General features: G+C 71.7%; 23 protein-coding genes. 9 read left to right on the top strand and 14 right to left on the bottom strand.

Translation table 11 applies throughout. The annotated features are described in order from the left end of the window. Positions 1-68: 68 nt before the first annotated feature. Positions 69-1,286: an erythromycin esterase family protein gene (locus B0I31_RS12285; RefSeq protein WP_106615498.1), complete on the bottom strand. Its 1,218-nt coding sequence runs from the start codon at positions 1,284-1,286 to the stop codon at positions 69-71. A 115-nt stretch (positions 1,287-1,401) separates the two neighbouring features. Here B0I31_RS12285 and B0I31_RS12280 point away from each other — a divergent pair, with 115 nt between their 5' ends. The 3 genes from B0I31_RS12280 (at position 1,402) to B0I31_RS12270 (ending at position 5,202) form a co-directional block, all read left to right on the top strand. After that, positions 1,402-2,103 (top strand): MerR family transcriptional regulator, encoded by a 702-nt coding sequence (locus B0I31_RS12280; protein WP_106615497.1) that lies wholly within the window; start codon positions 1,402-1,404, stop codon positions 2,101-2,103. 297 nt (positions 2,104-2,400) lie between these two features. After that, positions 2,401-3,399, top strand: a complete 999-nt coding sequence (locus B0I31_RS12275) for a 3-oxoacyl-ACP synthase III family protein (protein ID WP_219910677.1) — start codon at positions 2,401-2,403, stop codon at positions 3,397-3,399. Between the two features lie 9 nt (positions 3,400-3,408). Next, entirely contained in the window at positions 3,409-5,202 is a 1,794-nt protein-coding gene (locus B0I31_RS12270; protein ID WP_106615496.1) for a thiamine pyrophosphate-binding protein, read from the top strand. Between the two features lie 175 nt (positions 5,203-5,377). Here the strand turns inward: B0I31_RS12270 and B0I31_RS12265 are convergent, their stop codons facing one another. The 5 genes from B0I31_RS12265 to B0I31_RS12245 form a co-directional block, all read right to left on the bottom strand. Beyond that, positions 5,378-6,088, bottom strand: coding sequence for a hypothetical protein (locus tag B0I31_RS12265; protein ID WP_106615495.1), 711 nt, complete (start codon positions 6,086-6,088; stop codon positions 5,378-5,380). Between the two features lie 75 nt (positions 6,089-6,163). Beyond that, positions 6,164-6,667 (bottom strand): ester cyclase, encoded by a 504-nt coding sequence (locus B0I31_RS12260; protein WP_106615494.1) that lies wholly within the window; start codon positions 6,665-6,667, stop codon positions 6,164-6,166. Positions 6,668-6,702: 35 nt separating this feature from the next. Continuing rightward, positions 6,703-7,638, bottom strand: a complete 936-nt coding sequence (locus B0I31_RS12255) for an SDR family oxidoreductase (RefSeq protein WP_106615493.1) — start codon at positions 7,636-7,638, stop codon at positions 6,703-6,705. Positions 7,639-7,666: 28 nt separating this feature from the next. Beyond that, the gene (locus B0I31_RS12250; protein ID WP_219910676.1) at positions 7,667-8,710 is read right to left on the bottom strand and encodes a histidinol-phosphate transaminase; all 1,044 of its coding nucleotides are present in this window, start codon (positions 8,708-8,710) and stop codon (positions 7,667-7,669) included. Between the two features lie 56 nt (positions 8,711-8,766). Then, entirely contained in the window at positions 8,767-9,720 is a 954-nt protein-coding gene (locus tag B0I31_RS12245) for an AraC family transcriptional regulator (protein ID WP_106615897.1), read from the bottom strand. A gap of 243 nt (positions 9,721-9,963) precedes the next feature. Here B0I31_RS12245 and B0I31_RS12240 point away from each other — a divergent pair, with 243 nt between their 5' ends. Beyond that, positions 9,964-10,962, top strand: coding sequence for a hypothetical protein (locus tag B0I31_RS12240; RefSeq protein WP_146173827.1), 999 nt, complete (start codon positions 9,964-9,966; stop codon positions 10,960-10,962). Between the two features lie 39 nt (positions 10,963-11,001). Here the strand turns inward: B0I31_RS12240 and B0I31_RS12235 are convergent, their stop codons facing one another. The 4 genes from B0I31_RS12235 to B0I31_RS12225 all read right to left on the bottom strand — a co-directional run bounded on the left by B0I31_RS12235 (position 11,002) and on the right by B0I31_RS12225 (position 14,175). Beyond that, entirely contained in the window at positions 11,002-12,108 is a 1,107-nt protein-coding gene (locus tag B0I31_RS12235) for a sugar ABC transporter substrate-binding protein (RefSeq protein ID WP_106615491.1), read from the bottom strand. A gap of 206 nt (positions 12,109-12,314) precedes the next feature. After that, on the bottom strand, positions 12,315-13,241 hold the full coding sequence (locus B0I31_RS12230) for an epimerase (RefSeq protein WP_106615896.1): 927 nt from the start codon (positions 13,239-13,241) through the stop codon (positions 12,315-12,317). A gap of 104 nt (positions 13,242-13,345) precedes the next feature. Beyond that, on the bottom strand, positions 13,346-13,513 hold the full coding sequence (locus B0I31_RS40560) for a hypothetical protein (RefSeq protein WP_181320130.1): 168 nt from the start codon (positions 13,511-13,513) through the stop codon (positions 13,346-13,348). Between the two features lie 122 nt (positions 13,514-13,635). Then, a complete protein-coding gene (locus tag B0I31_RS12225; RefSeq protein ID WP_106615490.1) occupies positions 13,636-14,175 on the bottom strand; it encodes a pyridoxamine 5'-phosphate oxidase family protein in 540 nt (179 codons plus the stop codon). 309 nt (positions 14,176-14,484) lie between these two features. Here B0I31_RS12225 and B0I31_RS12220 point away from each other — a divergent pair, with 309 nt between their 5' ends. Continuing rightward, positions 14,485-15,051, top strand: coding sequence for a hypothetical protein (locus B0I31_RS12220; RefSeq protein WP_146173826.1), 567 nt, complete (start codon positions 14,485-14,487; stop codon positions 15,049-15,051). Between the two features lie 68 nt (positions 15,052-15,119). On the opposite strand, the gene B0I31_RS12215 is transcribed toward B0I31_RS12220, so the two are convergent. Beyond that, positions 15,120-19,286 (bottom strand): AAA family ATPase, encoded by a 4,167-nt coding sequence (locus B0I31_RS12215; RefSeq protein WP_181320129.1) that lies wholly within the window; start codon positions 19,284-19,286, stop codon positions 15,120-15,122. Positions 19,287-19,456: 170 nt separating this feature from the next. Next, a complete protein-coding gene (locus tag B0I31_RS12210; RefSeq protein ID WP_106615487.1) occupies positions 19,457-19,711 on the bottom strand; it encodes a tetratricopeptide repeat protein in 255 nt (84 codons plus the stop codon). A 379-nt stretch (positions 19,712-20,090) separates the two neighbouring features. Between B0I31_RS12210 and B0I31_RS12205 the strand changes: the two genes are divergently transcribed. Together B0I31_RS12205 and B0I31_RS12200 are read left to right on the top strand one after the other, a co-directional pair. Beyond that, positions 20,091-20,549 carry a DUF4383 domain-containing protein gene (locus B0I31_RS12205; RefSeq protein WP_106615895.1) on the top strand — a complete coding sequence of 153 codons (459 nt, stop codon included), beginning with the start codon at positions 20,091-20,093 and terminating at the stop codon, positions 20,547-20,549. Between the two features lie 10 nt (positions 20,550-20,559). Continuing rightward, the gene (locus B0I31_RS12200) at positions 20,560-20,967 is read left to right on the top strand and encodes a DUF6292 family protein (RefSeq protein ID WP_106615486.1); all 408 of its coding nucleotides are present in this window, start codon (positions 20,560-20,562) and stop codon (positions 20,965-20,967) included. Positions 20,968-20,984: 17 nt separating this feature from the next. Here B0I31_RS12200 and B0I31_RS12195 read toward each other — a convergent pair whose 3' ends face one another. Further along, positions 20,985-22,157, bottom strand: coding sequence for a glycosyltransferase (locus B0I31_RS12195; protein ID WP_106615485.1), 1,173 nt, complete (start codon positions 22,155-22,157; stop codon positions 20,985-20,987). A 179-nt stretch (positions 22,158-22,336) separates the two neighbouring features. On the opposite strand from B0I31_RS12195, the gene B0I31_RS12190 reads away from it, so the two are divergent. Together B0I31_RS12190 and B0I31_RS12185 are read left to right on the top strand one after the other, a co-directional pair. After that, positions 22,337-22,579 (top strand): acyl carrier protein, encoded by a 243-nt coding sequence (locus tag B0I31_RS12190; RefSeq protein ID WP_106615484.1) that lies wholly within the window; start codon positions 22,337-22,339, stop codon positions 22,577-22,579. Between the two features lie 26 nt (positions 22,580-22,605). After that, positions 22,606-23,097, top strand: coding sequence for a metallophosphoesterase family protein (locus tag B0I31_RS12185; protein WP_106615483.1), 492 nt, complete (start codon positions 22,606-22,608; stop codon positions 23,095-23,097). A gap of 62 nt (positions 23,098-23,159) precedes the next feature. Here B0I31_RS12185 and B0I31_RS12180 read toward each other — a convergent pair whose 3' ends face one another. After that, the gene (locus tag B0I31_RS12180) at positions 23,160-23,807 is read right to left on the bottom strand and encodes a class I SAM-dependent DNA methyltransferase (RefSeq protein WP_106615482.1); all 648 of its coding nucleotides are present in this window, start codon (positions 23,805-23,807) and stop codon (positions 23,160-23,162) included. Between the last annotated feature and the right edge of the window lie 32 nt (positions 23,808-23,839).

Here is a 23,839-nt window from a genome sequence, read left to right as displayed (position 1 = left end):
CGTTGACCGGCTCCCCGCACTGGCCCGCCATCCTCCCACGCGGGCCGCTTCCACCGCAGCGAGTGCGGCTACCAGTACCGGTGCCGCTTCCCGTCGGTGTCGGCGACGAAGACGACCGCGTCGGCGCCCTCCAGGTCCGCCGGGGTGAGCGGGATGTGGCCGGGCACGATCGGTTCGCCCGCGCCGGTCGACGGGGGTAGCGCGGCGCGCAGGGCCGGTGCCGGGAACAGCGCACGCCGGGTGGTCGCCTCGGCCAACACACCCTGCAACGTCCCCGCAACGCTGTCGGGGTTCGCGTCGGTGGCCACGAACAGGTACCGCTCGCCGAGGGTCAGCGCGACGAGCGCACCGGCGCTCGCCCAGCTCAGCTCACCGTGATCATCCGACACGTGCGAGCGCGCGGGCTGGAGGTGCGAGTTGTGCGTGAACACCAGGGTCGGCCCACGTCGCCGCTCCCGCGCCACGATCGCGAGCAGGTTGTCGGCCATCATCTCGGCGCGCACGCTCATCAGCGCCGCCATGCGATCAGGCGCGGGACCGGCCATGGCCGCGTGATAGCGCAGCAGGCCCAGGGCCGTGCGGGCGTGCGTGACGGCGTGGTCGTAGCCGGTCGGATCGGCGGGACGCAGGACGGGTGCCGCCCGGCGCAGCGCGCTCGCGAGATCGTCGGCGACGACGCGCAGGGCACGGGCGCGGTCGGAGTCGCCGATGGACGCCGCCGGGTCGTACATGGCCGCCTCGTCCGTCCAGTCCGCGTCCTCGCCGAGCAGCCCGTCGAGGTCGCCGGCCGACGAGGGCCGCAGCGCCGGCGGCAGGTAGTCGACGACCGAGGTCAGCGCGCGTCGCGGGCTCGGCGCACCGGAGTACTCCACGGGCGCGTCGCAGCCGTGGAAGCGAACCCGGTCCGAGGGCGGGCGCCCGGCGTTGTGCTCGCGGAGCCACTCGACCAGTTCGCGGTTGCCCGGCACGGCGCCGAACCCGTGGCTGAACCCGGTCGCGAGCACGGTGTCGATCTCCGCGGGCCCGCCCGCCACGTAGTCGTCCACCACGGACGCGGCGAACACGTCGGTCTCCAGCACGATCGACCGGTACCCGCGCTCGACCAGGTGGCCGAGGACGTCGTTGCGCAGCAACGGGAACGCCTCGATCCCGTGGGTGGGCTCGCCGAGGGCGAACACGGTCGGCGGCTCGGCCCGCGTGGCGAGCAGCTCGTCGAGGGCACGGCCCAGGTCGGCCGGGTGGTCGAGCGGGCGGCCGAGGGCACGCGGTGCGGCGGCAGTGGACATGGACAACCCCTTCGGAGGAGAACACTGCACTTGACCGTATCGTTGAAGGTTCGCGTGAGACTTCCACGAGATTCACCTGGGCTTTTGATGCTCAAGCCTCAATCGGAGGTGCACCCTGCGACCCATCGACCTCGCCCGGGAGCACGGGTTGTCCGCCCAGGCGGTCCGCAACTACGACGACGCCGGCATCCTCCCGCCGAGCGAGCGCAGCGAGACCGGCTACCGGCGCTACACGCCCCTGCACGCGCAGGCGCTGCACGCCTTCCTGGCGTTGCGCGCGGGGCACGGGCACCAGCGGGCGGTCGAGATCATGCGGGCGACCAACCGGGGCGACACCGAGTCCGCCTACCGGCTCATCGACGCCGCGCACGTCGCGCTGGTCGCCGAACGCGACACCCGCACCGAGGTCGCGGCGGCTCTCGGCGCACTGTCCACCGCGGCACCGGCCCAACTGCGGGGACGACCGCTGACCGTGGGCGAACTCGCACGTCGGCTCGGCGTGCACCCGGCGACGCTGCGCACCTGGGAGGCCACCGGCATCCTGCGCCCCGAGCGCGACCGGGCGACGGGTTACCGCGAGTACGGGCCGGAGGCCGTGCGTGACGCCGGGATCGCCCGTCAGCTGCGCCACGGTGGCTACCGGCTGCACCAGGTCGCGCGGTTCCTCGACGCGCTGCGCGAGGCGGGCGGCGCGGACGCGTTGAGCGCCTTCCTCGACTCGTGGCAGGACCGGCTGACCACGCGCAGCCGCCACCTGCTCGCCGGCGCCGCCCGGCTCGACGCCTACCTCTCCCTGCTCGACCGGGTGAAGCCCTGATCCCGGACGCCCGGATGGATCGGCGCGGAATGGACAGGGGATCGGCCGCGGTGGGAAGGTTGCCGTCCGGCCGCCGGTGGGCCGTGGATCAGCGGCCGGTGTTAAATGTTCGTCCGTTCCGTTTAACAATCATCCAGTAATCCCCTTCGGTGCTGTGACCTGACACACACTCGATTGAAGGGGGCGTAGACCGTGCCAGAGCATCGATCGCAGCGATGACCGCTGCCCGGCGAACGTGTAAAAGTTTTCAGTAATTTCCCTGGGGGGACCGTAGTGCCTGATGCGCAGGTAGTCGACGTGGTCAACTTCATGCCGGACCGCGTGGTGTCGAACGCCGACGCCGCCGGTTCGGATGACGAACTAAGTGGGAATTCATTCTTCCGCGGCGTGGCTGAAAGGCGCTTCGCCTCGCCCGACTTCACCTCGGCCGAACTCGGTGCCGAGGCGTGCCGGAAGTTGTTCGACCGCACCGGTGTCGCGGCCGAGGACATCGATCTCATCATTTACCACTGCATGTTCAACGACACGTTCTGGCCGGGGATCGGCCCGGCCGTGCAGTCGGCGATCGGCGCGTCGCAGGCGGCCGTGCTGCAGGTGGACACGAGCTGCTGCTCCTGGCTGTCGGGCCTGCAGACCGCGCGCGCGTTCATCGAGTCCGGCATCCACCGCAACGTCGTGGTGCTCACGGTGACCAACTTCGTCTCGCGGTTGCCGGAGTTCCAGAAGTCCCGGCGTTCCTGGGTGCTCGGCGACGGCGCGACCGCGACTCTGGTGGCACCGGGCGAGCGCAGCGTGCTGTCGGCCTACGAGGTCTCGCACGGCGAGAACTACGGGCTGCTGCGCTTCGAGCCCGACGTCGTCGAGGGTGTTTTCAAGAACTACTGGGAACGCGGCTGCGGGCCGATCACGGTCAACTTCACCCAGGACCGGCTGGAGCGCATTCGCGACAACGCGATGTCGCTGGTCCCCGACGCGGTCGCCGAGGCCCTGTCGCGGGCCGGGCTGACCGCCGACGAGGTGGCGTTGCTGGTCACCCACCAACCGAACGAGTCCTACCTGCGGGAGTGGCGTGAGCGCACCGGGATAGGGGAACCGCGCGCCCACGACACGCTCGCCAAGTACGGCAACCTGTTCGCCGGCTCGATCCCGGTCACGGTGGCCGACGCGCTGGACGAGGGCCTGGTGAAGCCCGGTGACGTGCTGGCGCTCGGCACGTTCGCCAACGGTGGGGACCTGGTGAGCGCGATGGCGCTGCGCTGGTCGGGCACGCACTCGCGCTTCCGGCAGGGCGGCTGACCGGGGGACATGACAACCATGGGGGAGAACATGAAGGACGACGACCGGTTGACGTCAACGCTGGCCGACGCACTGGTGGGTGCACTGCGCGACTGGGACGTGCGGTACGTCTTCGGCGTCAGCGGGGCGAACGTCGAGCACGTCCACGACGCCGTGCACCGGCTCGGCGACGGCAGGCTGACCTCGGTCATGGCCCGCCGTGAGGACGGCGCCGCGTTCATGGCGGACGGCCGGGCCCGGGTGCACCGCACCCTCGGCGTCTGCTGCGCCACGTCCGGTGGCGGCATGATGAACCTCGCCGTGGGGCTCGCCGAGTCCTATGCCGAGTCGGTGCCGGTGCTGGCCCTGGTCGGGCAGCCGCCGGCCGCGCTGGAGGGGCGCGGCGCGTTCCAGGACGGCTCGGGCATCGGCCGGGCGGTGGACGCGCGGGCGATGCTGGCGGCGATCACCAAGAAGACCGTCAAGGTCGACCCGGCGCGGTTCTGGGAGCAGCTGCGCGACGCGGTCGACACCGCGCTGTCCGGCCGGCCCGGACCGGTCGCGCTGCTGCTGCCGCGTGACGTCTACGACCAGCCGGTGGGGCCGCGCCCGGCGGACTGGCCCGAAGACCTGGCCGACGTGGTGGTCAGCGCGCCGCCGGACCCGGTGGCGGTGCGGCAGCTGTTCGACGCCGTGCGTGCGGCGAGCAAGCCCGTGCTGGTGCTCGGGCACGGCGTGCGGCGCAGCCCGGACGGCGCGTCGGTGGTCGACTTCGCCCGGAGGGCCGGTGTCCCGGTCGCCACGACCATGTCGGCCCGTGCCGAGTTCCCCAACGACGACCCGCTGTTCCTCGGCGTCGTCGGTGTCACCGGCCACCCGTCGGCGCACGCCGTCATCGGTGACGCCGACCTGGTCGTGGTGGCGGGCGCGGGGCTCAACGTGATGACCCGCGGCCCGTTGGGCGCGCTCGACCCGGCGCGGGTGGCGGTGGTCAACATCGACCCGGACGACCCGCGGCGCGCGGTGGACCCCGCGATCGTGGTGGCCGGTGACGTCGGTGCGGTGGCCCGGCTGCTGCTGGAGCACCTGGCCGCGGAGCCGTTCGCGAAGAGCCCGTTCCCGCGCTACGAGCTGAGCCGGTTCGTGCCGCGGCCCGCCGATCCGGTCGACCGCGCGCCGCACCCGCGTGACGACGGCGACGACCTGACCCAGAGCGAGGCGATCACCGCGCTGTCCGCGTGGCTGCCGACCAACGGGCACATCGTGCTGGACGCGGGCAACTGCGCGTCGGCGGTCATCCACCTCAGCGACGTGCCGCCGGGTACGTCGTCGACGATCGCGCTCGGTGCGGGCGGCATGGGCTACAGCCTCGGTGCGGCGGTCGGCGCGCAGCTCGGCTCGCCCGAGGGCGCCCGGACGGTGGTGTTCTGCGGCGACGGCGCGTTCCTGATGAACGGGCTGGAGGTGCACACCGCGGTCGACCTCGGCCTGCCCACGCTGTACGTGATCTTCAACAACGGCATGCACGGCATGTGCGTGACGCGGCAGCAGACGTTCTTCGACGGCCGGATCGAGTGCGTGAGCTACACGCCGGTCGACATCGCGGCGGTCGCCCGCGGTCTCGGCGAGCCGGAACGGCTGTGGGTCGGGTCCGCCGGCACCCTGGCCGAGCTGCGCGACCGGCTGGCCGACTACCACGAGCGGCACGGTGACCGGCCCGGTCTGCTGGAACTGCGGCTCCCGGCCGAGGAGGTGCCGCCGTTCACGCCGTTCCTGCCGGCGGACGAGGCGACGACGACCGAGTGGGCAGGCGCGGCCTCCTAGGCGGGCCTGCGTCTCCTGGCCTCACGACACCGCGCCGGGCCTCCAGCCTGGCGCGGTGTCCCCGTTCGCGCGAACTGCCCGGACGCACCGAACCGCTCCCCGGAGAGTCGGAACTGGATGTCCAGTCCGACCTCCGGGGAGCGGTTCACGCTGCGGACCCCCCTTGGGCCGCGGGTCAGCCGGGGCTGTGGCCCGAGGCGAAGCGGTGCTCCAGGATGCGCTTCAGGTTGCCGATCTCGATCTTGTGGATCGCGTCGAAGTTCGGCCAGATGTCACCGACCCAGTAGCGGTCGGTGCGGTCGCGCCCCTCGGCGATGTAGTCCGGCACGTTGGTCACCGACCGGTCGTAGTACGGGTGCTTGCAGTTGGTCCACAGCACCACCGTCCCCGGCCTGCCCAGGGTCTTGCGGGCGTCGATGAACGTGAAGTAGTACCGCATCCACAGGTCGTGCCCCTGGTCCCAGGCGCACGGGTAGAACACGAGCCCGTGCTCGGGTCCCTTCATCACGTCGGCCCGGATGAAGATCTCCGTGTTGGGCTGGATCGCCTCCGTGCCGCGGTAGAGCCCGCCGCCGACGTGCCGCAGGTCGCGCACGCTGAACGTCCACTCCTCCATCGAGTGCACGTTCGCCGCGTACTCGAACACGACGTCGTACGGCACGTCGATGTACTCGCCGAGCGAGCAGTACTGCCCGAAGATCTCCTCGTGGCTGTACGTCTCCTTGGTCCCCTCGACCATGAGCCGGTGGCACTCCTCCTGGCTCACCGTCTCGCTGCGCACCAGGCCGTCGACCTTCGGCAGGTCCGAGCTGTCGAGCAGGAAGTTCTTCAGGTCACCGGAGTCGTCGGCCCGTCGCGAGCCGCCGGTGAACAGCGTTGCCGTCATGCATTCCTCCGCACCCAGTGGTGACGCGGGCCGGCGCACCGGTACCACCGGTGTGCCGGCCCGCGTGCGTGTTCGTTATCCCCGGACCTGTGCCAGGAACTCGTCGATGTCCTCCCAGTGCCACGTGTAGGCGATCCGGTGGTCGCGGATCCGGTGCGTCTCCACCGCCCCGAACGACACGTACCGGTAGGTCGCGGGCACGCCCGCGAACTCGGCCGAGTGCGTCCCGGAGTGCCGCACGGACAACGTGACCCGGTCGCCCTCGACGTGGTAGTCGAGGATGTCGGTGCGCAGGTCCGGGAAGACGGTGCGCACCTGGCGGACCACCTGACGGGCCGCCTCGTACCCGGTGCCGAGCCCGGGCCAGGCCGGGTCGTCCACCCAGTCCTCGGTGACCGCCCCGTACATCAACTCGTCCCGCCCGGTGTTGAACGCCCCGTAGAACAGGCCGATCGCCACCGCGCCGGGCACGTACTGGTCGACCGCCGCGGGTGCGGTGTCGGCGGTCGCCGCCGGCGCCGCGGTGGTGACGAGGACACCCGCCACCACCGCCGCCAGCACCCCCTTGAAGATCCTCATGGTTCTCGTTGATCCCTTCCCCCTGGTGACCGCGCTCAGGTCCGTGCCGGGGCCTCCGCCCAGATGTGCCACGGCTGCGCGGAAATCCACTCGGCGAGCGGGGTGAGCGACACCCCGAGCGCCCGTTCGAGCCCGTCCGGGTCGCCGACCAGCGAGTCGGCGCCCTCCTCGGTCGCGGCCCACTTGTAGGTGCCGGCGATGCCCGCCGCCGTCTCCGGCCCGAACACCTGCGCCAGCCCGCCCTCGAACTGCGCGGGCTCCAGCGGCACGTACTGGACCGGCCGGCCGAACGCCGCGCCGAACGCCTCGGCGAGTTCGGGACCGGTGACGACCTCCTTGCCGCCCAGGTCGAACACCCGGCCCGCCACGTCGGCCCCGGTGGTCAGCGCCGCCGCGGTGGCGTCGGCCAGGTCGACGTGCGGCAGCCACGCCACCCGGACGTGCGGCGGCAGCGGGAAGGCCAGCACGCCGTCACGCACCAGCGCGGGCCCGCTGAACGGGCTGAACAGGTTGTCCAGGTAGACCGGCGGCCGGACGAACACCGTGGGCACGCCCGACTCGGCGAGCACGGCTTCGGCGGCGCGCCGGGTCTCGAACCCGGAGAACGTCGTCTTCGCGGCCGGGATGCGGGTGTTGCCGTTGAACACGAGCCTGGTCACCCCGGCCTCGCGAGCCGCCTCGGCGACGTTGGTCGCGTGCGCCAGCACGGTTTCGTGGTCGTACACCTGCGGCAGCACCACCGCCGCGTGGGTGACGCCCTCGAAGGCCCGCTTGACGGCATCGCGGTCACCCAGGTCGCCGAAGACGTGCTCCAGCCCTTCGACCGGCGGCGGGCTCGCCGGTGAGCCGCCCGCGGTCCGCGAGAAACCCCGAACCGGACGGCCCTCCGCCAGCAGCCGCCGCGCGATCGCACCGCCCTGGAAACCGGTGGCACCGAACACGAGGAACTTGCGCGCGTCGTTCTGCGTCACGCTGATCTGCCCTTTCTCACTACACGGTTCAAGCTGGAAGAGGTCGGCGACCGGTGCGCAGCGCGTGCCGGAGGGCCGCCAGGAAGCGGTCGTTCTGCGCCGGGGTGCCGATGGTCATCCGCACGCCCTCCCCGGCGTACGCGCGCACCAGCACGCCCTCCGCCGCGCACGCGCGGCCGACGTGCTCGGCGGCCTCGCCCACCGGCAGCCACAGGAAGTTGCCCTGGCTGGGCGGCACGTCGGGGACCAGGTCGGCCAGTTCGCCGGCGACGCGCTCGCGTTCGGCGACCACGACCGCGACCCGGCGGGCCATCTCGACCTCGGCGTCGAGCGCGGCCAGCCCGGCGGCCTGCGCGACCGCGTTGGTGGAGAACGGGATGACGACCTTCCCGACCGCCGCCGCGACCTCCGGGTGCGCGATCAGGTAGCCCAGGCGCAGCCCGGCCAGGCCCCACGCCTTGGACAGGGTGCGCAGCACCACCACGTTGGGCCGGTCACCGTAGGCGGCGAGCGCGTCGGGCACGTCCGGGTCGGTGACGAACTCGCGGTACGCCTCGTCGACGACGACCAGGACGTCCGAAGGCACCCGGGCGACGAACCGGTCCAGCTCGGCCCGGCCGGACGCGGTGCCGGTCGGGTTGTCCGGGTTGCACACCACGACCAGGCGGGTGCGCGGGCCGATGGCGGCCGCCATCGCGGGCAGGTCGTGCCGGTGCTCCGGCGTGACCGGCACCGGCACGCTCGTCCCGCCCGCCGCCGCGGCGAGCATCGGGTACGCCTCGAACGAGCGCCACGAGTGGACGACCTCGCCGCCCACCGACGCCACCAGGTGCGCGAACAGCGCCGCCGAACCGCACCCGGTCACGATCCGGTCCGCCGTGACGCCGCACCTGCGGGCCAGCGCCTCGCGCAGCCCGACCGAGGCCGGGTCCGGGTACCGGTGCGCGTCGGCCGCCGCACCGGCGATGGCCTCGACCACGCCGGGCAGCGGCCCGAACGGCATCTCGTTGCCGGCCAGCCGGACCGTCGTCGCGGGCGCGTCCGACGCCAGGTCGGCTCTGGTGGTGTGCACACGGCCACGATCCACGCCGCTGTCCCGGGGATCATTAAAGCTCCGGCGCGGGTCGCTTAAGATCCCGCCACGGCCCACGCGTTCTGCCGGTACGTGCCCGGCGTGATGCCCAGCCAGCGGCGGAACGCCAGGTGGAAGCCGACCGCGCTCTGGTAGCCGACGCGCTCGGCGATGGCGTTCTGCGGGATGCGGGTCTCGGTGAGCAGCCGCGCCGCCTCCGCCATCCGCCTGCCCGCCAGGTGCCGGGCCGGTCCCTCGCCCACCAGGTCGCCGAACACCGACGTGAACGCCGACCGCGACATCCCCGCCTCACGGGCCAGGGTGTCGATGGTCCACGGCTCCTGGTACCGGGTGTAGATGATCACCAGGGCGCGGCTGATGCCGGGGTGGCGCATGGCCTTGAGCGCGTGCGGCGACTCCGACAGCTCGCGCAGCATCGGGCGCAGGGTCAGCACCAGCGCCAGCTCGAACGCCCGCAGCGTGACCAGCTCGGCGCCCGGCGCGTGCTCCTGGCCCGGGCCGGCGAGCAGTTCCAGCGTCTGCCGCAGCAGCGGCTCGCGGTCCACCCGCGCGGCGTCGAGCACCAGCACCCAGGGCAGCACCTGGTACAGCGCGGACGACGGCTGCGGGTCGAAGTGCAGCCCGGCGCACAGGATGCGGGTCACCTGCCCCGTGCCGCCCAGCTCGACGGTGTGCGAGGTGCCCGCGTCCCGGGACGGCAGCACGCCCTGCAGCGGCACCGCCTGGCGGCCCGGTTCGTCCGAGAGCTGGTGCGGCGCGCTGGGCAGGAACATCGCCACGTCACCCGCGGACAACCGGATCGGGTCGACGTCGCGGTCCCGCGAGGTGATCCAGCACGACCCCTCGCACACGTAGTGCAGGACCGCGCACTGCTCGGACGTGCCCCCCGTGACCGCCCACGGCGCGCGGGCCTGCCACCTGCTCTGGAACACACCGGTGAGTCGGACCGGTCTGAGCAGTTCGCTGATCAGATCACTGTCACCGTTCATGGTCATCCCCCCGTGCAAAACAATCCACGAGCGGTACGACTCCGCGCACCCCCGTGGTCCCCGCCGGGAAGTCTACAGGACCGGCGAATATCGTCCATTTTCTGAAACATGACTTCATCTCGCGAGTAAAGGGCTTGTTCATCAATTCGAGTGAACGTTGTCGGGTCTGGAAACGTCCGATGATCGACCGGCCACCCACCGGCGGACCGGAAAACCGCTGGCGCCGGTCCGCACACTGGTGTGGTGCGAGAGATCCACCGAGAGCAGGTCGTCACCGAAGCCGAGGCGCTGGTCTGGGTCGGCGGGCGGCTGTTCGACGTCGCCGCCGGCTGGCGGTCCGTTCCCCTCGACGGGGCACCGTCGTCCCAGCGCTTCGGGTCCTACGGCCCGCAGTTCGACGCCGCCACCACGTCGCCCCTCGGCGACGTCGTGGCTCTGATGGCGAGCACCGGCACGAAAGCCCTGCTCTTCACCTCGGACGGCGAGCTGATCCGCGAGGTCGACCGCAGCTACTACAAGGCGCAGGCCTACCGGTACCCGCTGGCGCTGTTCACGCTGCCGGACGGCCGCACCGGCCTGGCGCACTGCCCCGAGGCGTACAACCGGCTGGAGATCGAGGTCGCGGCCACCGGCGAGCGGCTCACCGCGGCGGACCGGGACACCACCGACGTCTTCCACTCCCGCCTCGCCGTGTCGCGCGGTGGCCGCTACCTGCTCAGCGCGGGCTGGGTGTGGCACCCGTGGGACTGCGTGGCGATCTACGACCTGCACCGGGCGCTCGCCGACGCCACCACGCTCGACTCGTGGCACGGCACGTTCGACATGCCCCACCAGGTGGGTGCGGAGATCAGCGGCGCGTGCTTCATCGACGACGACGTCGTGCTGAGCACGTCACCGGAGGAGCACGACCCGGAAGGCCCCGAGGAACTCGCGTCGAACGCGGTGGCCCGGTGGTCGACCGCCACCGAGTCGTTCACCTGGCGCAGGCGGCTCGACCGGACCGCGGGCGATCTCGTTTCCCTGGGCGGTGATTTCCTCGCGCTGTACGAACACCCCCGATTGTTCGACGGCTCCTCCGGTGAGCTCCTCGCGGAATGGCCAGACCTGTCGACGGGCACCGCGACGAGTTCCATCGTGTGGGGCGAACCGTTCTCCGGGCCGGCGCGGATCGCGGTGGACGAGGCGGGCTCGCGGTTCGCCGTGACCGACGGGACCAAGGTCACCGTCATCCACCTCGGCTGATCCGTCCGCTGCCCGGCCACCGCCCGCCCGACCCGGTGGTCAGTTGACCAGGATGCCCAGCTCGGCGCACACCGGCGCGATGTCGTCCGTGCACAGGTCCTCGGCCTTGACCGCGTTCTCCGACGTGACGAGCCGGCGCACGGTGTCGCGGGTGACCAGGTCGGCGCCCAGCAGCACCGACTTGACGTCCCGGTCCGACGCGACGTCGTGGGTGTTGCCGGTGGCGAGGTCGTCCGCGCCGCTGACGTCGCCCTTGGCCAGGGCGGCGGCGAGGCGGGCGGCCGCCTCGGCTTCGTCGCGGATCGGCTTGAACACGGTCATGCACTGGTCGCCGCGCAGGATCGCGCGCAGGCCGTCGAGGGTGGCGTCCTGACCGGTGACCGGAACCCGCCCACCGGCCAGGCCCCGGTCCCGGAGCACCTCGATCGCCGCGCCCGCCAAGCCGTCGTTGGCGGCGACCACGCCGTCCACCCGGCCGCCGTGCGCGTCCAGGATGCGGGTGAACGCGGCCTTCGCCTCCTCGACGGCCCACCCGGCGACCGCGTGGCTCTCCACCAGAGTCAACGTGCCGTTGTCGTACAGCGGACCGAGCCGGCGGCGCTGGCCGTCCCGGAACAGGGTCGCGTTGTTGTCCGTCGGTGAGCCCTGGAGCTCGATGATCCGGGCGCCCGGGGCGTCGCCGAGGCAGTTGAGCAGACCCTCGGCCTGCAGTTCGCCGACGTCGACGTTGTCGAACGTGACGAGGTAGTCGGCGTGGCCGCCCAGGCTCAGCCGGTCGTAGTTGATGACCGGGATGCCGGCGGCCTCGGCCTTCGCCTCGACGGCGGCACCGCCGGCCGGGCTCAGGGGAGTGGTCATCAGCACGTCGACCTGTCGGCCGATCATGTCGTCGGCGATGCGCGTGAACGTGGCCTCGTCGTTGTCGGCGTCCTGGATCAGCGGTTCCACCCCGGCGAAGCGCAGGGCCTGGGCCAGCTTGGGGCTGTCCTGCTCGGTCCAGCGGGAGGACGTCTCGTCGTCGGGCAGGATGACACCGACGACGGGTCTGGGCGTGGCCGTGGTGCGGACGTCCCCTCCCGAGTGGTCACCGCACGCTGCGGCGACCAGCACGACGAACAGTCCGGAGAGCGCTCTCCGAATGAGCATGAAAGCTCCCTGATGTGGCGGCGAAAGCGGAATGGACGAAATCACATTCCTTCCGCCCGCCTGACGTCAAGGGAAAACACGTGCGGCGAGTGGTGCGTGACGTTACGGGGTCCCGGGATGCGCGGTCGTCTCGTGACCGACGTGAATTGCCGTACCAAACCGGGAATCCCGGTCCGCGGTGGACGGCCTGGTGGAACCGACCGCCGTCAACTCTTCTTCCGACGCTGCACCAGGTCGCTCGCCGCCGAGGCCCAGCCCGGGTGGTGGAACCGGAATCCGGCGGCGAGCAGACGACCCGGCACGACGCGACGGCTCTTCAGCAGCAGCTCGGTATCGCTGCGGAACAGGAACGCGCCCACCTCCGCCATCCAGCCGGTCGCGGGGAGCCCGACCGGCATCCGCCACTCCGATCGCAGCACGCGCATCAACTCGCGGTGCGGCACCGGGTTCGGTGAGGCCACGTTGACCGGGCCGGCCAGGTCGGAGTCCAGCAGCAGCTCGACGGCGCGCACGAAGTCGTCGTCGTGGATCCACGACACGTACTGCCGACCACCCGCGACCGGCCCGCCGAGCCCGAGCCTGGCCAGCCACGACAGCACGTCGAACACGCCGCCGCGGTCGGGGCTCATCACCATGGCGCTGCGCAACGCGACCTTGCGCGTGTGCGGGGTGTCCGCGGCGAACAGCTCGGACTCCCAGTTCTTCGCGATGTCCACGCTGAACGCCCAGTAGTCCGGCACGTCGGGCTCGTCGCCACCGATCACGCCGGTCGCCTCGTCGTTCGGCGCGTCGAACCGGTGCGCGTAGACGGTGGCGGTGCTCATCTGCAACCAGACCCGCGGAGGCCTCGCCGCTGCGGCGATCGCCTCACCGACGACCCGCGTCGAGTCGACGCGCGAGCGCATCATCTCGTCCAGGTTCTCCCGCGTGTAACGGCAGCTCACGCTGCGGCCCGCCAGGTTGACGACCGCGTCGCAGCCGTCCACCTCCGCCGCCCACGGTCCGAGCGTGCGGCCGTCCCAGCGCACGCCGCTGCTGCGGCTCACGATCACCACGTCGTGACCCGCCGCGGTCAGCGCCCGCCGCAGCACGCCACCGACCTGACCGGTTCCCCCCGGAACCACGACCTTCATGTCACCCTCCAGAACCCGAGCGTAGCCCGCGACTACCTGACGCGGTGCGTCCGGCAGCACGACCCTGGCCGGGGTGATGCTGATCGAGCCGGTCCGAGTGCGCACTACCGGCTGCTGACGGCGCCTGGGCGGCCGTCCGGGAACTCGCCGCGGACCCGCCGCGCCCACTTCAGGGCGAGCGCGGTCTTGCCGATGCCGGCGGTGCCCTGGATCGCGGTGATCACCACCGTGCCGCCGGCCACCATCTCGTCCAGCGACGCCACTTCCGGCACCCGTCCACCGGCCGCGGCGGGACCACCGTCGCCGTCGTCCGAGCTGCGGCGGACTGTCCGTCACATAGCCGGGCCGGCAGGAACGTGTCATCGACCGGTGACCGGTCCCGCGCGAGCTCTCTTCAGACTGGCGGTTGTCGGTCGAGCAGCCCGGTGGGGTCGGTGCTGTAGGCGACCATCCAGGTGGGGTCGATGCGATACCAGATGTTCTCGTCCCAGAACGGGTCGTCGCTGTCGCCGTGGTAGTGGTTGACGAGGTAGTCGCGGATCGCCGGCCAGGTCGGGTCGCTGCTCGTCCCCTCGGGGTTCAGCGGAACGGCGTGTCCGTGCGTGAAGATGCCGAGCTGCTCGCCGCGCATGTAGGTCGCGCTGATGCCGGGGCGCGCCGCGAGATGGCGGGCTTTGGCGGCCTGGCGGTGGGTGCCGACGATCCAGCGGCCGTGCAGGAAGTGCCCGTCGGCGCCGCTGATGCGTGGCTCACCGCGCCGGGTGACCGTGGCGATGGCCAGGGTGCACATGCCTTGGCAGACTCGGACGACCTGCTCGGCGCCCAAGGTGCTCTCACCTGGCCGGATGATCGATTTGAGGTGGCTGGTGGAGCCGGCCAGAGACGTGTCGAGCAGGACTTGGAGGCTGTGGAGCTCGTCGGGAGTTTCGAACATCCGGCCAGTCAATCAGCTCCCACCGACAGTGTCGGCTCAGTGCGCAGTCGCCGACCGGGCGTCTGATGCCGGTCGGCGGTGGTCTGCAACTCGGCGAGTTCGGCGGCGGTGCGCTGCGGCACAGGGTTGTAGCCACCTCAGGACACGCAATTGCCCCTCCACGTTACAGCCGTGCCGGCAGGGCCGATCGACCGCGGCAACGGTCGGATCCGGTGACGCGGCTGGATTCCAGTCGGCGTCCAATCGGCGTCCAGTCGACCGGGGGAGCGTGCGCTCTGTTCGCAACCGATCCCACCGGAGGTATCCCACATGAGGGTTCGACACCGACGACTGGCGGCGGCACTGGCGACAGCGCTGACCACGGTGGCCATCGCCACGCTCACGATGGCACCGACCGCAGCCGCCGCGCCCACTACCTTGGCGGAGGCCGCCAACACCCGCGTGGGACTGCCCGACGCGGGCCGGGTCGGGAACGGCAACGACCCGATCGTGTTCAGCAAGCCCAACGGCCTGGGCACCATGGACGTCATCACCTGCACCGGTGCCACGGACTACCCGCACAACTCCAGCGGCACCCCGAGCGCCGTCACGGGCAAGTCCCGCAGTTCCTGCACCGCGCCCGTCACCCAGATCCGCGCGCAAGCCGAGCTGTGGCGATACCTGGAAGGCTACGGCTACGTCCAAACCGGCATCGGCTCGCTCGCAGTCGGCTTCAACACCCCGGGCCCCATGCCGTCGACCGCCTACGACATCTGCCAGGGTCGTCTGGCGTACTGGGTGGCAGTCGGGCGGCACACCTTCTTCGCACCGCCCGGGTACTCACCGCCCTCGATCTCGTTCAGGACCGAGACGCCTCCTGTCGGCGTGAACTGCTAGACCCCTCGACGCACGAGCCCGGTAGCGGGCCGTAGTCGCCGGCTTGAGTGCCGACGCCTTGTCGTGGATCAGCCGGGTGTCGGGCCGACCTGCGCCAGGTAGTGCCGGAAGGTGGCGACCAACGACTCCGCCACCGGGTCGTCGCCGTTGATCGGGACCTTGTCCGGACCGACCTCCGCGATGAGCCGAAGCACGTCGGACAGGCCGAGTTCACGCACCGTCGCCATCCCGGCGATCGCTGCGGCGAGGGGCTTCGCCGTACTCCTGTCGCCGTCTCGGAGTGCACCGGCCAACAGTCCCAGCGAGTGACCGACCGATACCAGCGGCCACAGCATCGGCGCCACCAGGCTGTGATCGCCCAGTGCGGCGAGGGCCCGGCGGGTGATCGCGACGTCGAACCGGTCGCCTTGGGCGAGGTTCGGGTCGCGGTCACCGGATCGGAGCCGGCTGAAGGCGTCGACGAGCACTTGCCAAGTCGCGGTCATGGACCGGGAGTTCCGGAGGTACTCGTCGACCACGGCACCGGCCTGTTCGTCGCCGTGTGCCGCGCTGACCAGCGCCGAGGTGGCGGGCTCCCATGCCACGAGAAACCGGAAGAGGTCGGGATCCGCCGCGGTGGCGGCGGCGAGGACCGTCTCCAGCGCCTGGTCGAAAGCCCGGTGGACGGTCTGAGGTGACCACAGGGACAACAACTCGCCGAATCGAGGCCCGTCGACCCGGTCCATCTCCTCCAGCGCCGAGTCCAGCGTTGCGGGCACCCTCTCCACGAACCGGAGGGCGAGCGCGGTCAGGTGCAGCGAACCGGACCTCGGTGCACGTCCGATCAGGATGTCGAGCAGTGCGCCGGCCAGTCCGTGGGTGTAGCCACCGGCGAAGTCCTGGACTTTCCTCCCGCACAGCAGTTGGGCCAGGTTGTCGTGTCCTGCGGCGACATCGGCCGGATGGCCTGCCGTGTAGAGGTACCGCAGCGCGGTCCGCGCGTGGTCGATCGCGACGTCGCCGTGCCCCCGGTCGTCCTCGATCTGGGCCAGTGTGCCGTAGGTCTTGCCGAGGTGGACTGCGTCGCCGAGTTCTTCGAACACGTCGCGGCAGCCGAGCAGGAGGTCGCGGGCTTCCGCGGTCCGGCCGAGCTGCAACAGCGGACCGCAGCGGGTGAGCTGGGTGACGGCCTGGTGGCCCGCCGGCGCGTCCCGGCGCCGTTCCGACTCGCTGACCACGTCGTTGAAGTGGAGCGACCCGCTCCAGTCCCCGGTGCGCAGCGCCACGATCGAGGACACGTGGTAGATGTGCTCACGGACCTGCCAGCGGAAGAACGCCTCGTCGTCGGAGTCGTAGGAGTCGTCGGAGACTCGGCCGGAGTGCGACAGGGCGTCCAAGCGCTCCCGGAGGAGCCGCATTTCCCCTGCGGCATCCACGTCCTCCCGCAGTTCCACCCGGCGCAGCACCCGGTCGGCGAGGTAGCTGAGCCGCGTCCAGGGACGGCCTTCGCGGCTCAACAGCTCTTCGGTGATCGCCAGCGCGTCCGTCAACCGGCCGCGCTTCAAGTAGGACTGGCCGAGGCCATAGGTCGCGGCGACGACAGCTGACGACGACCGCGGCTGCGGTCGGGCCAGCAGGTCCGAGGTCATCCGGTCCCCGGCGGCAGGATCGACGTCGAGCAGCACGGTTGCGAGCAGCGCGTCGACCGACCCCGCCACGTCGGTGCCGTCGGTCAGGTCCGCCACTGCGCGGAGGACGGGCAACGCGGCACGGAGGCTGTCGGGAGAGCGGTCGCGCACCAACGACCGCGCCAGCATCGCCGCGGCGGTCGGCCCGTCGCCGAGACGCAGGAGGTAGGGCGCCGCGCTGCGGCCCGCCCGGCGCGCCAACCAGCCGCTGCGGACCCACCAGTCCAGCCTGTCCTCGTGCTCGTGCCGACTGGCAAGAGCCATGCCGGCCATCCAGACGTCGGCGGCCGCCCGGTCCACGCGCGAGCGGAACCCGGGCTCGGCGAGGCCACGCCCGACCGCGGCGATCGCGGGGTGCACCCGATAGATCGGGACATCGCCTTCGGCCGTCAGGGAGATGGTCACCAAAGCGGTGGTCAGCAACGTACTCAACGCTGAGTCCCACGGCCTGCCCGCAGTGTCGTCCAAGAGATCCCAGACGCCCTCCACCACAGGGTGGAGCTGGTCGCCGTCCTCAAGCAGACACAGCACGGTGAACAGTGAGACCGCGTCGTCCGGCAGGGATCCGATGACGCCTCGGGTCCACTCCTGCAGCACTTCGAGGTAACCCGCCGTCGCGGCATGGGTTTGCCCGGTCTTGAAGAAGTCCTCCGTCCGCGTGGACGTGCGATGCCACGTCCGCTCGGCGTCGGCGAGCAGCGCCAGCAGCAGCGCGGGGTCGGCGGCCTGGTGGTCGGCCAGCTCCAGCAGCGTCGGGTGGCCCTGCGTCGCGGTCAGCACCCGCGCCACGAGCCTCCTGCCGTCCAGCACGCCGAGCCCCGGCACCGTGCCGTCGATCAGGGCACGCAATCGAGGCAGCTCGCGCGCCAGCAACTGCGCCTCGTCTCGCGACAGGGCTGACAACGGGTGCGCGACCACGCGTGGGGTCAGGTCCGCGATCGGACGCCGGGAGGTGAGCAGGACCCGGGACGGCCCAGCGTGGTCGGCGAGTGCGGCGACCAGTGCACCCCACCGGGCATCACGCCACACACCGTCCGCGGTGAGCAGCGATTCGAGGTTGTCCAACACGAACAACACCCGCTCAGTCCGGCAGAACTGCGTCAGCACCGGCAGGAACTGCTGGAACTCCCGCGCATCGCCGAGTCGGTGCCGCAGGGCCAAGCCGGGCAGTGCCGCCTCCAGCCGCTCGGCGAAGTCGGCCAACGCCACGGTGATCCGGTCGTGCTCGCCCGGCGCCCGGTACCAGACCACGGCGCGGAAGCGGTCGGCGTGGACTTGCGCCAGTTCCACCACGCTCGCGGTCTTGCCCACGCCTGCCATCCCGTGCAGCAGCAACCCGGACCGCCCGCTGCGCGGCGCCAGCACCTGCGCCGCCCTGGTCAGCAACAGGGTCCTGCCGACGAAGCGCTCCGCTTGATCGGGGACGTTCGCCATCCTGCGCTCGTGGTGTTCGTCGAACAGGACGGGACCGCCCTGCGGCGCAACCACCGTCGTGTCGACCGCGTGGGAGCCGAACAACGCCGGCGTCCCTGCCGACAGGGCAGGCCGCGACCGTGTCGCCGGATCGGTCACCACCCTCGGCAGGGCGAGCGCGAGGGCACGGGCGACCGGCTGTCCCCTGCCGAGCAGCAGGCCGTACAACTCCGCGGACAGGCCGATCGCGAACTCGTCGGTGATCGGGAAGCGCATCCCGACGACCGCCGCGTCGAGCCGCTCGGCGAGGTCGACGGCCACTGCGGACATCGCCTGCGCCGCGACGCCGTCGGAAGGCAGTTCGGCCACGTCGATACCGAGCAGGCGCCGGTCCCCGGCGAGAACCGGCGCCGCGGAGGAGCACGCGGACAGGGTCACGACCCGCACCCGGTGTGCCGTCGCCACCATCAGGTCGACCAACTCGCGGCTGTTCACCGGATCGGGGGTGCCGTCCTCCTTCTCCAACAACACGCTGCCATCCAGCCCGTGCGCGGAAATGTGGATCACATCCCAGCCATCGGCTTCCTCGACCACTTCCCGTAATCGCTCGCGGGTGACGCCGTACTGCACCACGCGGAGTTCGATCGACAGGTTCCGGGTGTGCGCGATGTCCTGGATCAGGGCGGCCAACCCGTGCCGCTCCCGACGCAGGTTCAGCACCGAGGCGCCGGTGGGCAGGCTGAACAGGGCGAGCACGCGCACGCGGTCGCCGATGGCGGTCTTCGCGCGTGCGGGCCGGTCCGCGGTCTGCACCTGCACGACCAGGGAGACCTGCGACAACGCGAACGCCCGGCCGGTCGCGATTGCCGACTCGAACGGCCGGAAGGCGAGCACCCGCGCCTGCTCGGGGATCAACACCCGAACCGTGACCGGTGCCCGGGCGACGAGGGCGGCGCCGACGTCGCCGAAGACCTCCGCCCCGATCCACCTCCCGAGCCGAGCCAGGATCTCAGCCTCCGACGCCGACCGCCGATCAGGCTCCGCGTGCACGCGGAGGTACCCGTGCGGATCCGAGAACGCCTCGTACTGCCAGCACGACTCGTCCAACGACACGTCGTGATCGGCGAGGAACTCCCCACCCGGTTCGGTCAGCACCCATCGCCACCGACCTGGTCCCGCAAACCGCTCCACGTCCAGCACAAGCGCGGACTCGCGGGCAGAACCTTCCGACCTGCCGCCTGTCACGACCATGGCGCCAGTATCCCGACACCGGTCGGCTGTCGCTGTGAACCGACGCAGGGGTGTCGGCGGCCGGGTGGTGGCGGTCAGTCCGCGGCCCGGCGTAGGACGTCCTCCGCGTGGCTGAGGGCAGCGTGGACGCGTTCGGTGTGGTGGCGGTCCTTGGCGCGGGTGGTCAGGTCGAGGGCTTCGCGGAGCAGGGGGAGGGCGGTGTGCGGGTCACCGGTGGCGATGTGGGCCTCGCCCAGGTCGAGGAGCGTGATGGCGATGACGTTCAGGTCGTCCGAACGGCGTGCGATCGCGAGTGCCCGGGTGTGCAGGTCGACGGCCCCTTGTTGCACGAGTACGCCCGCCTGGAGGCGGCACGCCCGGCGCCGACAGGCTCCATCACCGAGACGGCGGCGGCCTAGACAACCACACCCGCAAGGCCGACCGCCCGCTGGCCCTGCTCGGCATCACCTGACGACTTCGCCGGGATCCTGGCCGGCGGAGCACTTCTGCGGGGCCTGCGGCGCCGAGGTCGCGCACGCGGGCGAGGACTCCGTGGGGGGCCGCCCGGGGATGGTCCCGCCCTCGACGCCGAGGACGCACGGCGGCTGGAGCAACTCCTGACCGCGTGGCCGGCCCGCGTCGAACCGCCGCGCGAGTCGTTTGCCCCCGGCGCCTCCGGGTAGTCGATCCGCAACCGAAGTGGGTTTCCGTGAGGCGATGGGAGTCGACATGTCCAGACCTGGCACAGCGACGACACGCACACCGGTCCAACTGGCGGCCACGGTCGTGGGAGCGGTGTTCCTCGTGGTCGGGATCGCGGGGTTCATCCCCGGGTTGACCACCGACTACGACTCGCTCCAGTTCGCCGGTCACGAGTCCCAGGCCAAGCTGTTCGGCGTGTTCGCCGTGTCCATCCTCCACAACGTCGTGCACCTGGCGTTCGGTGTCCTGGGCCTGCTGATGGCGAAGAAGGCGCGCAACGCGTTCCTGTACCTCGTCGCCGGCGGGGTGGTCTACCTGGTGCTGTGGCTCTACGGGCTCATCATCGACCACGACAGCTCGGCGAACTTCGTGCCGGTGAACGGCGCCGACAACTGGCTGCACCTGCTGCTGGGCCTCGGCATGGTCGCGCTCGGCTTCGCGCTGGGCCGTTCGTTGCCACGCGCCGACGCGCCGGGGACGAGGTGACCTGAGGACGGTGGACCTCGGTCCTGACGACACGCCGACCGGCGGCCTGCGGCGGTACCTGCGGGCGGTCGCGGTGGAGCTGGGGTTGGCGGGCCAGTGCTGGCGAGCCGACCCCGGCCCACCGGTCACGGCGTACTTGGCGGTGGACGGCAACCTGCCCACCTTCCCCGACCGCGACCTCGCCCTGCTGTGGGACGAGGAGTACGGCTGGGCCGCCGCCGTGCGAACGGCGCCGACCGACTCACCGGTAGTGCTCACCTATTGCGGCGGCGACGTCCTCCCAGCACCTCCCTCCGTGGCCGACTACGTAGCCGCCCTCCGCCGCGGCGACCACCCGGGCGACCCGCGCCCGATCCGCCTGCGCGCCTACGGCACTCCGGACGACCTGACCGACCGCCTGCGCGCCTACGCGCAATAACCGCCCACCCGGGTGGGTCAGGCTTCGTGGAACGAGGCTTCCACGGTGTCCGCGAGACCCGCGGCCTGGCGGTAGACGCGGATGGTCTCGGTGGCGATGCGGGCGGTGCTGTACCTGGCCTCGACGCGGTCGGTGGCGGCGATGCCGTAAGCGTCACGGCGGGCGTCGTCGGCCAACAAGGGGCGCAGCGCGCGGGCCAGGGCCCGCGGGTCGGACGGCGGCACGAGGAGACCGGTGACACCGTCCACGACCGTGTCGGTCGACCCGCCCACGGTCGCCGCGACGACCGGCACGCCGCACGCCATCGCCTCCAGCGGCGTGACGGTGGCGCCGTCCGACCCGGCGCAGACCACCACGTCCGCCGACCGGAGCAGCGCGGGCATCGCCACCTGCGGTACGCGGCCGACCAGGCGCACCCGGTCGCCGACGCCGGACGCCCGCGAGTGCTCCCGCAGCCGCCGCACGTCCTCAGCCCGACCACCCACGACCACCAGCTCCGTGTCCCACACCGCCCGCAACGCCGTGATCACGTCCTCGGCGCCCACCGCGGACGACACCAGCCGGTGCGCCATCGGGCGGTTGAGTCGCGGACCGTCCGGCTTGAACCGGTCGACGTCCACCCCCGGCGGCACGACCGCGATCCGCGTCCGCGGCGCACCCAGCCGCACCAGCTGCGCCTTCTCGTCCGTGCACTGCGCCACCACCCGGGTCGCCTGACGCGAGATCAGCCGTTCGGTCGACAGCCGCGCCTCCGGCACCCCCTCGTCACCGGCCTGCTGCGCCACCACGCCCAACGAGTGGAACGTCTGCACCACCGGCACGTCCAACCCGTCGGCCGCCAGCACCGACGCCACACCGGACGTCCAGTAGTGCGCGTGCACGACGTCCGGCGGGTCGGCCCGCCACTGCGAACGCAGGAACTGGGTGAACTCGTCCAGGTGAGGTAGCAGCTCGTCCGGGTGAATCGGGCTCGGCGGCCCGGCCGGCACGTGCACCACGTCGTAACCGTGCCGGGTGCGCACCACCTCCGGCGACCGCGGTGAGTCACGCCGGGAGTGCACGACGACGTCGTGCCCGCCACGGACCAGGGCCGCCGCCAGATCGGCGACGTGGACGTCCTGACCGCCCTCCTCGGCGTCGCCGAGCACCGGCAACGGGCTGGCGTGCGCCGAGACGACTGCGATCTTCATGGGTTCCTCCAGCCAGCGAAACGGCTCGCGCCGCAGACCAAGGCTGTCGTCTCAACCCGGTTTCGCACGCTACAAGCAACCCCGGGTGCCTGCCACTCAGCGCGACCACCGCCCGGGTGGTTGGCGGCGTGCCTGCCGGGTATGGCACAGGACGACCGACCGACCACCGAGGAGGGACCATGGCCACCGGGGAGACCGGCTTCGACGACGTCGGCTACGACCTGATCTCTGTGCAGTACCACGCGCTCAAGGCGGGCCACGACTACGGCCAGTACGTCCGGGACGCGGAGAACGCGGGCAAGCGGGAGATCGCCGACTTCTTCCGCCGCGTGATGGAGGAGGACTCCGCGCGGGCCAAGCAGTGCCACGAGTTCCTCAAGGAACTGGCCACCAGCGGCGACGCGGGACCGGCCCTGACCTGAGCCCGCGAACGGTAGGTTTCCGCACCATGCGGGTAGTCGTGCTGTCCGACACCCACGCGCCCAGGCGCTGGAAGTCGTGTCCCCCGGAAGTGGCGGGACACCTGCGCCACGCGGACGTCATCCTGCACGCGGGTGACGTCTGCGTGGCGTCCGTGCTGGAGGAGCTGGCGCAGTACGCGCCGGTGATCGCGGTGTGCGGGAACAACGACGGGCCGGACGTGGTCGCGTGGGGCGCGCCGGAGACCGTCGAACTGGAACTCGCGGGGCTGCGCGTCGCGATGATCCACGACAGCGGCCAGGCCACCGGGCGCACCGCGCGGATGCGCCGCCGGTTCCCCGAGGCAGACCTGGTGGTGTTCGGCCACTCCCACATCCCGATGGACGTCACCGGTGACGGCGTCCGGGTGTTCAACCCGGGCTCGCCCACGGACCGCCGCCGCCAGCCGCACGGCACCATCGGGCTGCTGGACATCGAGGACGGCGAGCTGCCGGCCGCCCGGATCGTGCCGGTGACCTGACCCGGCGCGGCGGCGGCCGGCCTCGTCGAGCACGGACCGAGCAGGGACCGAGCAGGAACCGATCAGGTTCCGGTCGGGGTGCGGGCGATGAGCATGCCGCCGGGCACGTCCTCGTCCGGCCCCAGCAGGACCTGCGCCTCGACGGAGAAGCCCGCGTCACGCAGCCAGCCCGCCACCCGCTCCACCGGCCGCCGGTGGACGTGCAGCGACATCGGGTGCCCGCCGTACCCCTCGGTCTTGAGCCGGACCCGGTCGCCGACGTGGAAGCCCAGCATGACCACGCCACCCGGCCGCAGCACCCGGTGGAAGTGGGCGAAGACCCGCGGGACCTCCGCGTCCGGGACGTGGATCACGGAGTAGAACGCCAGCACGCCGCCGACCGAGCCGTCCTCCAGGTCCAGGTCGGTCATGGAGCCGACGTCGAACCGCACGCCGGGGTGGTCGCGGCGGGCGATCTCGACCATCCGGGGCGAGAGGTCGACGCCGAACGCGTCCAGCCCCAGCCCGCGCAGGTGCGCCGTGATGAGCCCGGGCCCGCACCCGATGTCGGCCACCGGCCCGCCCACCTCCCGCGCCGCCTCGGCGAACAGGGCCAGCACACCGCGCAGCAGCGGCGTCTTCGCGAACGCCTCACGCGTGATGTCGGAGTAGCTGTCGGCCACGGTGTCGTAGGAGACTTTGGTATCGGTCAGCCAGTCCGGTGCGCTCACCGGTGGGACGGTACTGGCCGGCTATCCTGCGC

The organism is Saccharothrix carnea, from assembly GCF_003014735.1.
GTDB lineage: Bacteria > Actinomycetota > Actinomycetes > Mycobacteriales > Pseudonocardiaceae > Actinosynnema > Actinosynnema carneum.
The sequence above is the reverse complement of the archived record's forward strand: the minus strand, read 5'-3'. Positions and strand labels throughout refer to the sequence as shown.

Bases quoted from the DNA above. Each gene is read 5' to 3' on its own strand.
- B0I31_RS12195 (WP_106615485.1), bottom strand. From the start codon at position 22,157: ATGAAGATCGCAGTCGTCTCGGCGCACGCCAGCCCGTTGCCGGTGCTC.
- B0I31_RS12235 (WP_106615491.1), bottom strand. From the start codon at position 12,108: ATGCTCATTCGGAGAGCGCTCTCCGGACTGTTCGTCGTGCTGGTCGCC.
- B0I31_RS12285 (WP_106615498.1), bottom strand. From the start codon at position 1,286: ATGTCCACTGCCGCCGCACCGCGTGCCCTCGGCCGCCCGCTCGACCAC.
- B0I31_RS12270 (WP_106615496.1), top strand. From the start codon at position 3,409: ATGACAACCATGGGGGAGAACATGAAGGACGACGACCGGTTGACGTCA.
- B0I31_RS12220 (WP_146173826.1), top strand. From the start codon at position 14,485: ATGAGGGTTCGACACCGACGACTGGCGGCGGCACTGGCGACAGCGCTG.
- B0I31_RS12185 (WP_106615483.1), top strand. From the start codon at position 22,606: ATGCGGGTAGTCGTGCTGTCCGACACCCACGCGCCCAGGCGCTGGAAG.
- B0I31_RS12265 (WP_106615495.1), bottom strand. From the start codon at position 6,088: ATGACGGCAACGCTGTTCACCGGCGGCTCGCGACGGGCCGACGACTCC.
- B0I31_RS12230 (WP_106615896.1), bottom strand. From the start codon at position 13,241: ATGAAGGTCGTGGTTCCGGGGGGAACCGGTCAGGTCGGTGGCGTGCTG.
- B0I31_RS12245 (WP_106615897.1), bottom strand. From the start codon at position 9,720: ATGAACGGTGACAGTGATCTGATCAGCGAACTGCTCAGACCGGTCCGA.
- B0I31_RS12225 (WP_106615490.1), bottom strand. From the start codon at position 14,175: ATGTTCGAAACTCCCGACGAGCTCCACAGCCTCCAAGTCCTGCTCGAC.
- B0I31_RS12190 (WP_106615484.1), top strand. From the start codon at position 22,337: ATGGCCACCGGGGAGACCGGCTTCGACGACGTCGGCTACGACCTGATC.
- B0I31_RS12260 (WP_106615494.1), bottom strand. From the start codon at position 6,667: ATGAGGATCTTCAAGGGGGTGCTGGCGGCGGTGGTGGCGGGTGTCCTC.
- B0I31_RS12205 (WP_106615895.1), top strand. From the start codon at position 20,091: ATGTCCAGACCTGGCACAGCGACGACACGCACACCGGTCCAACTGGCG.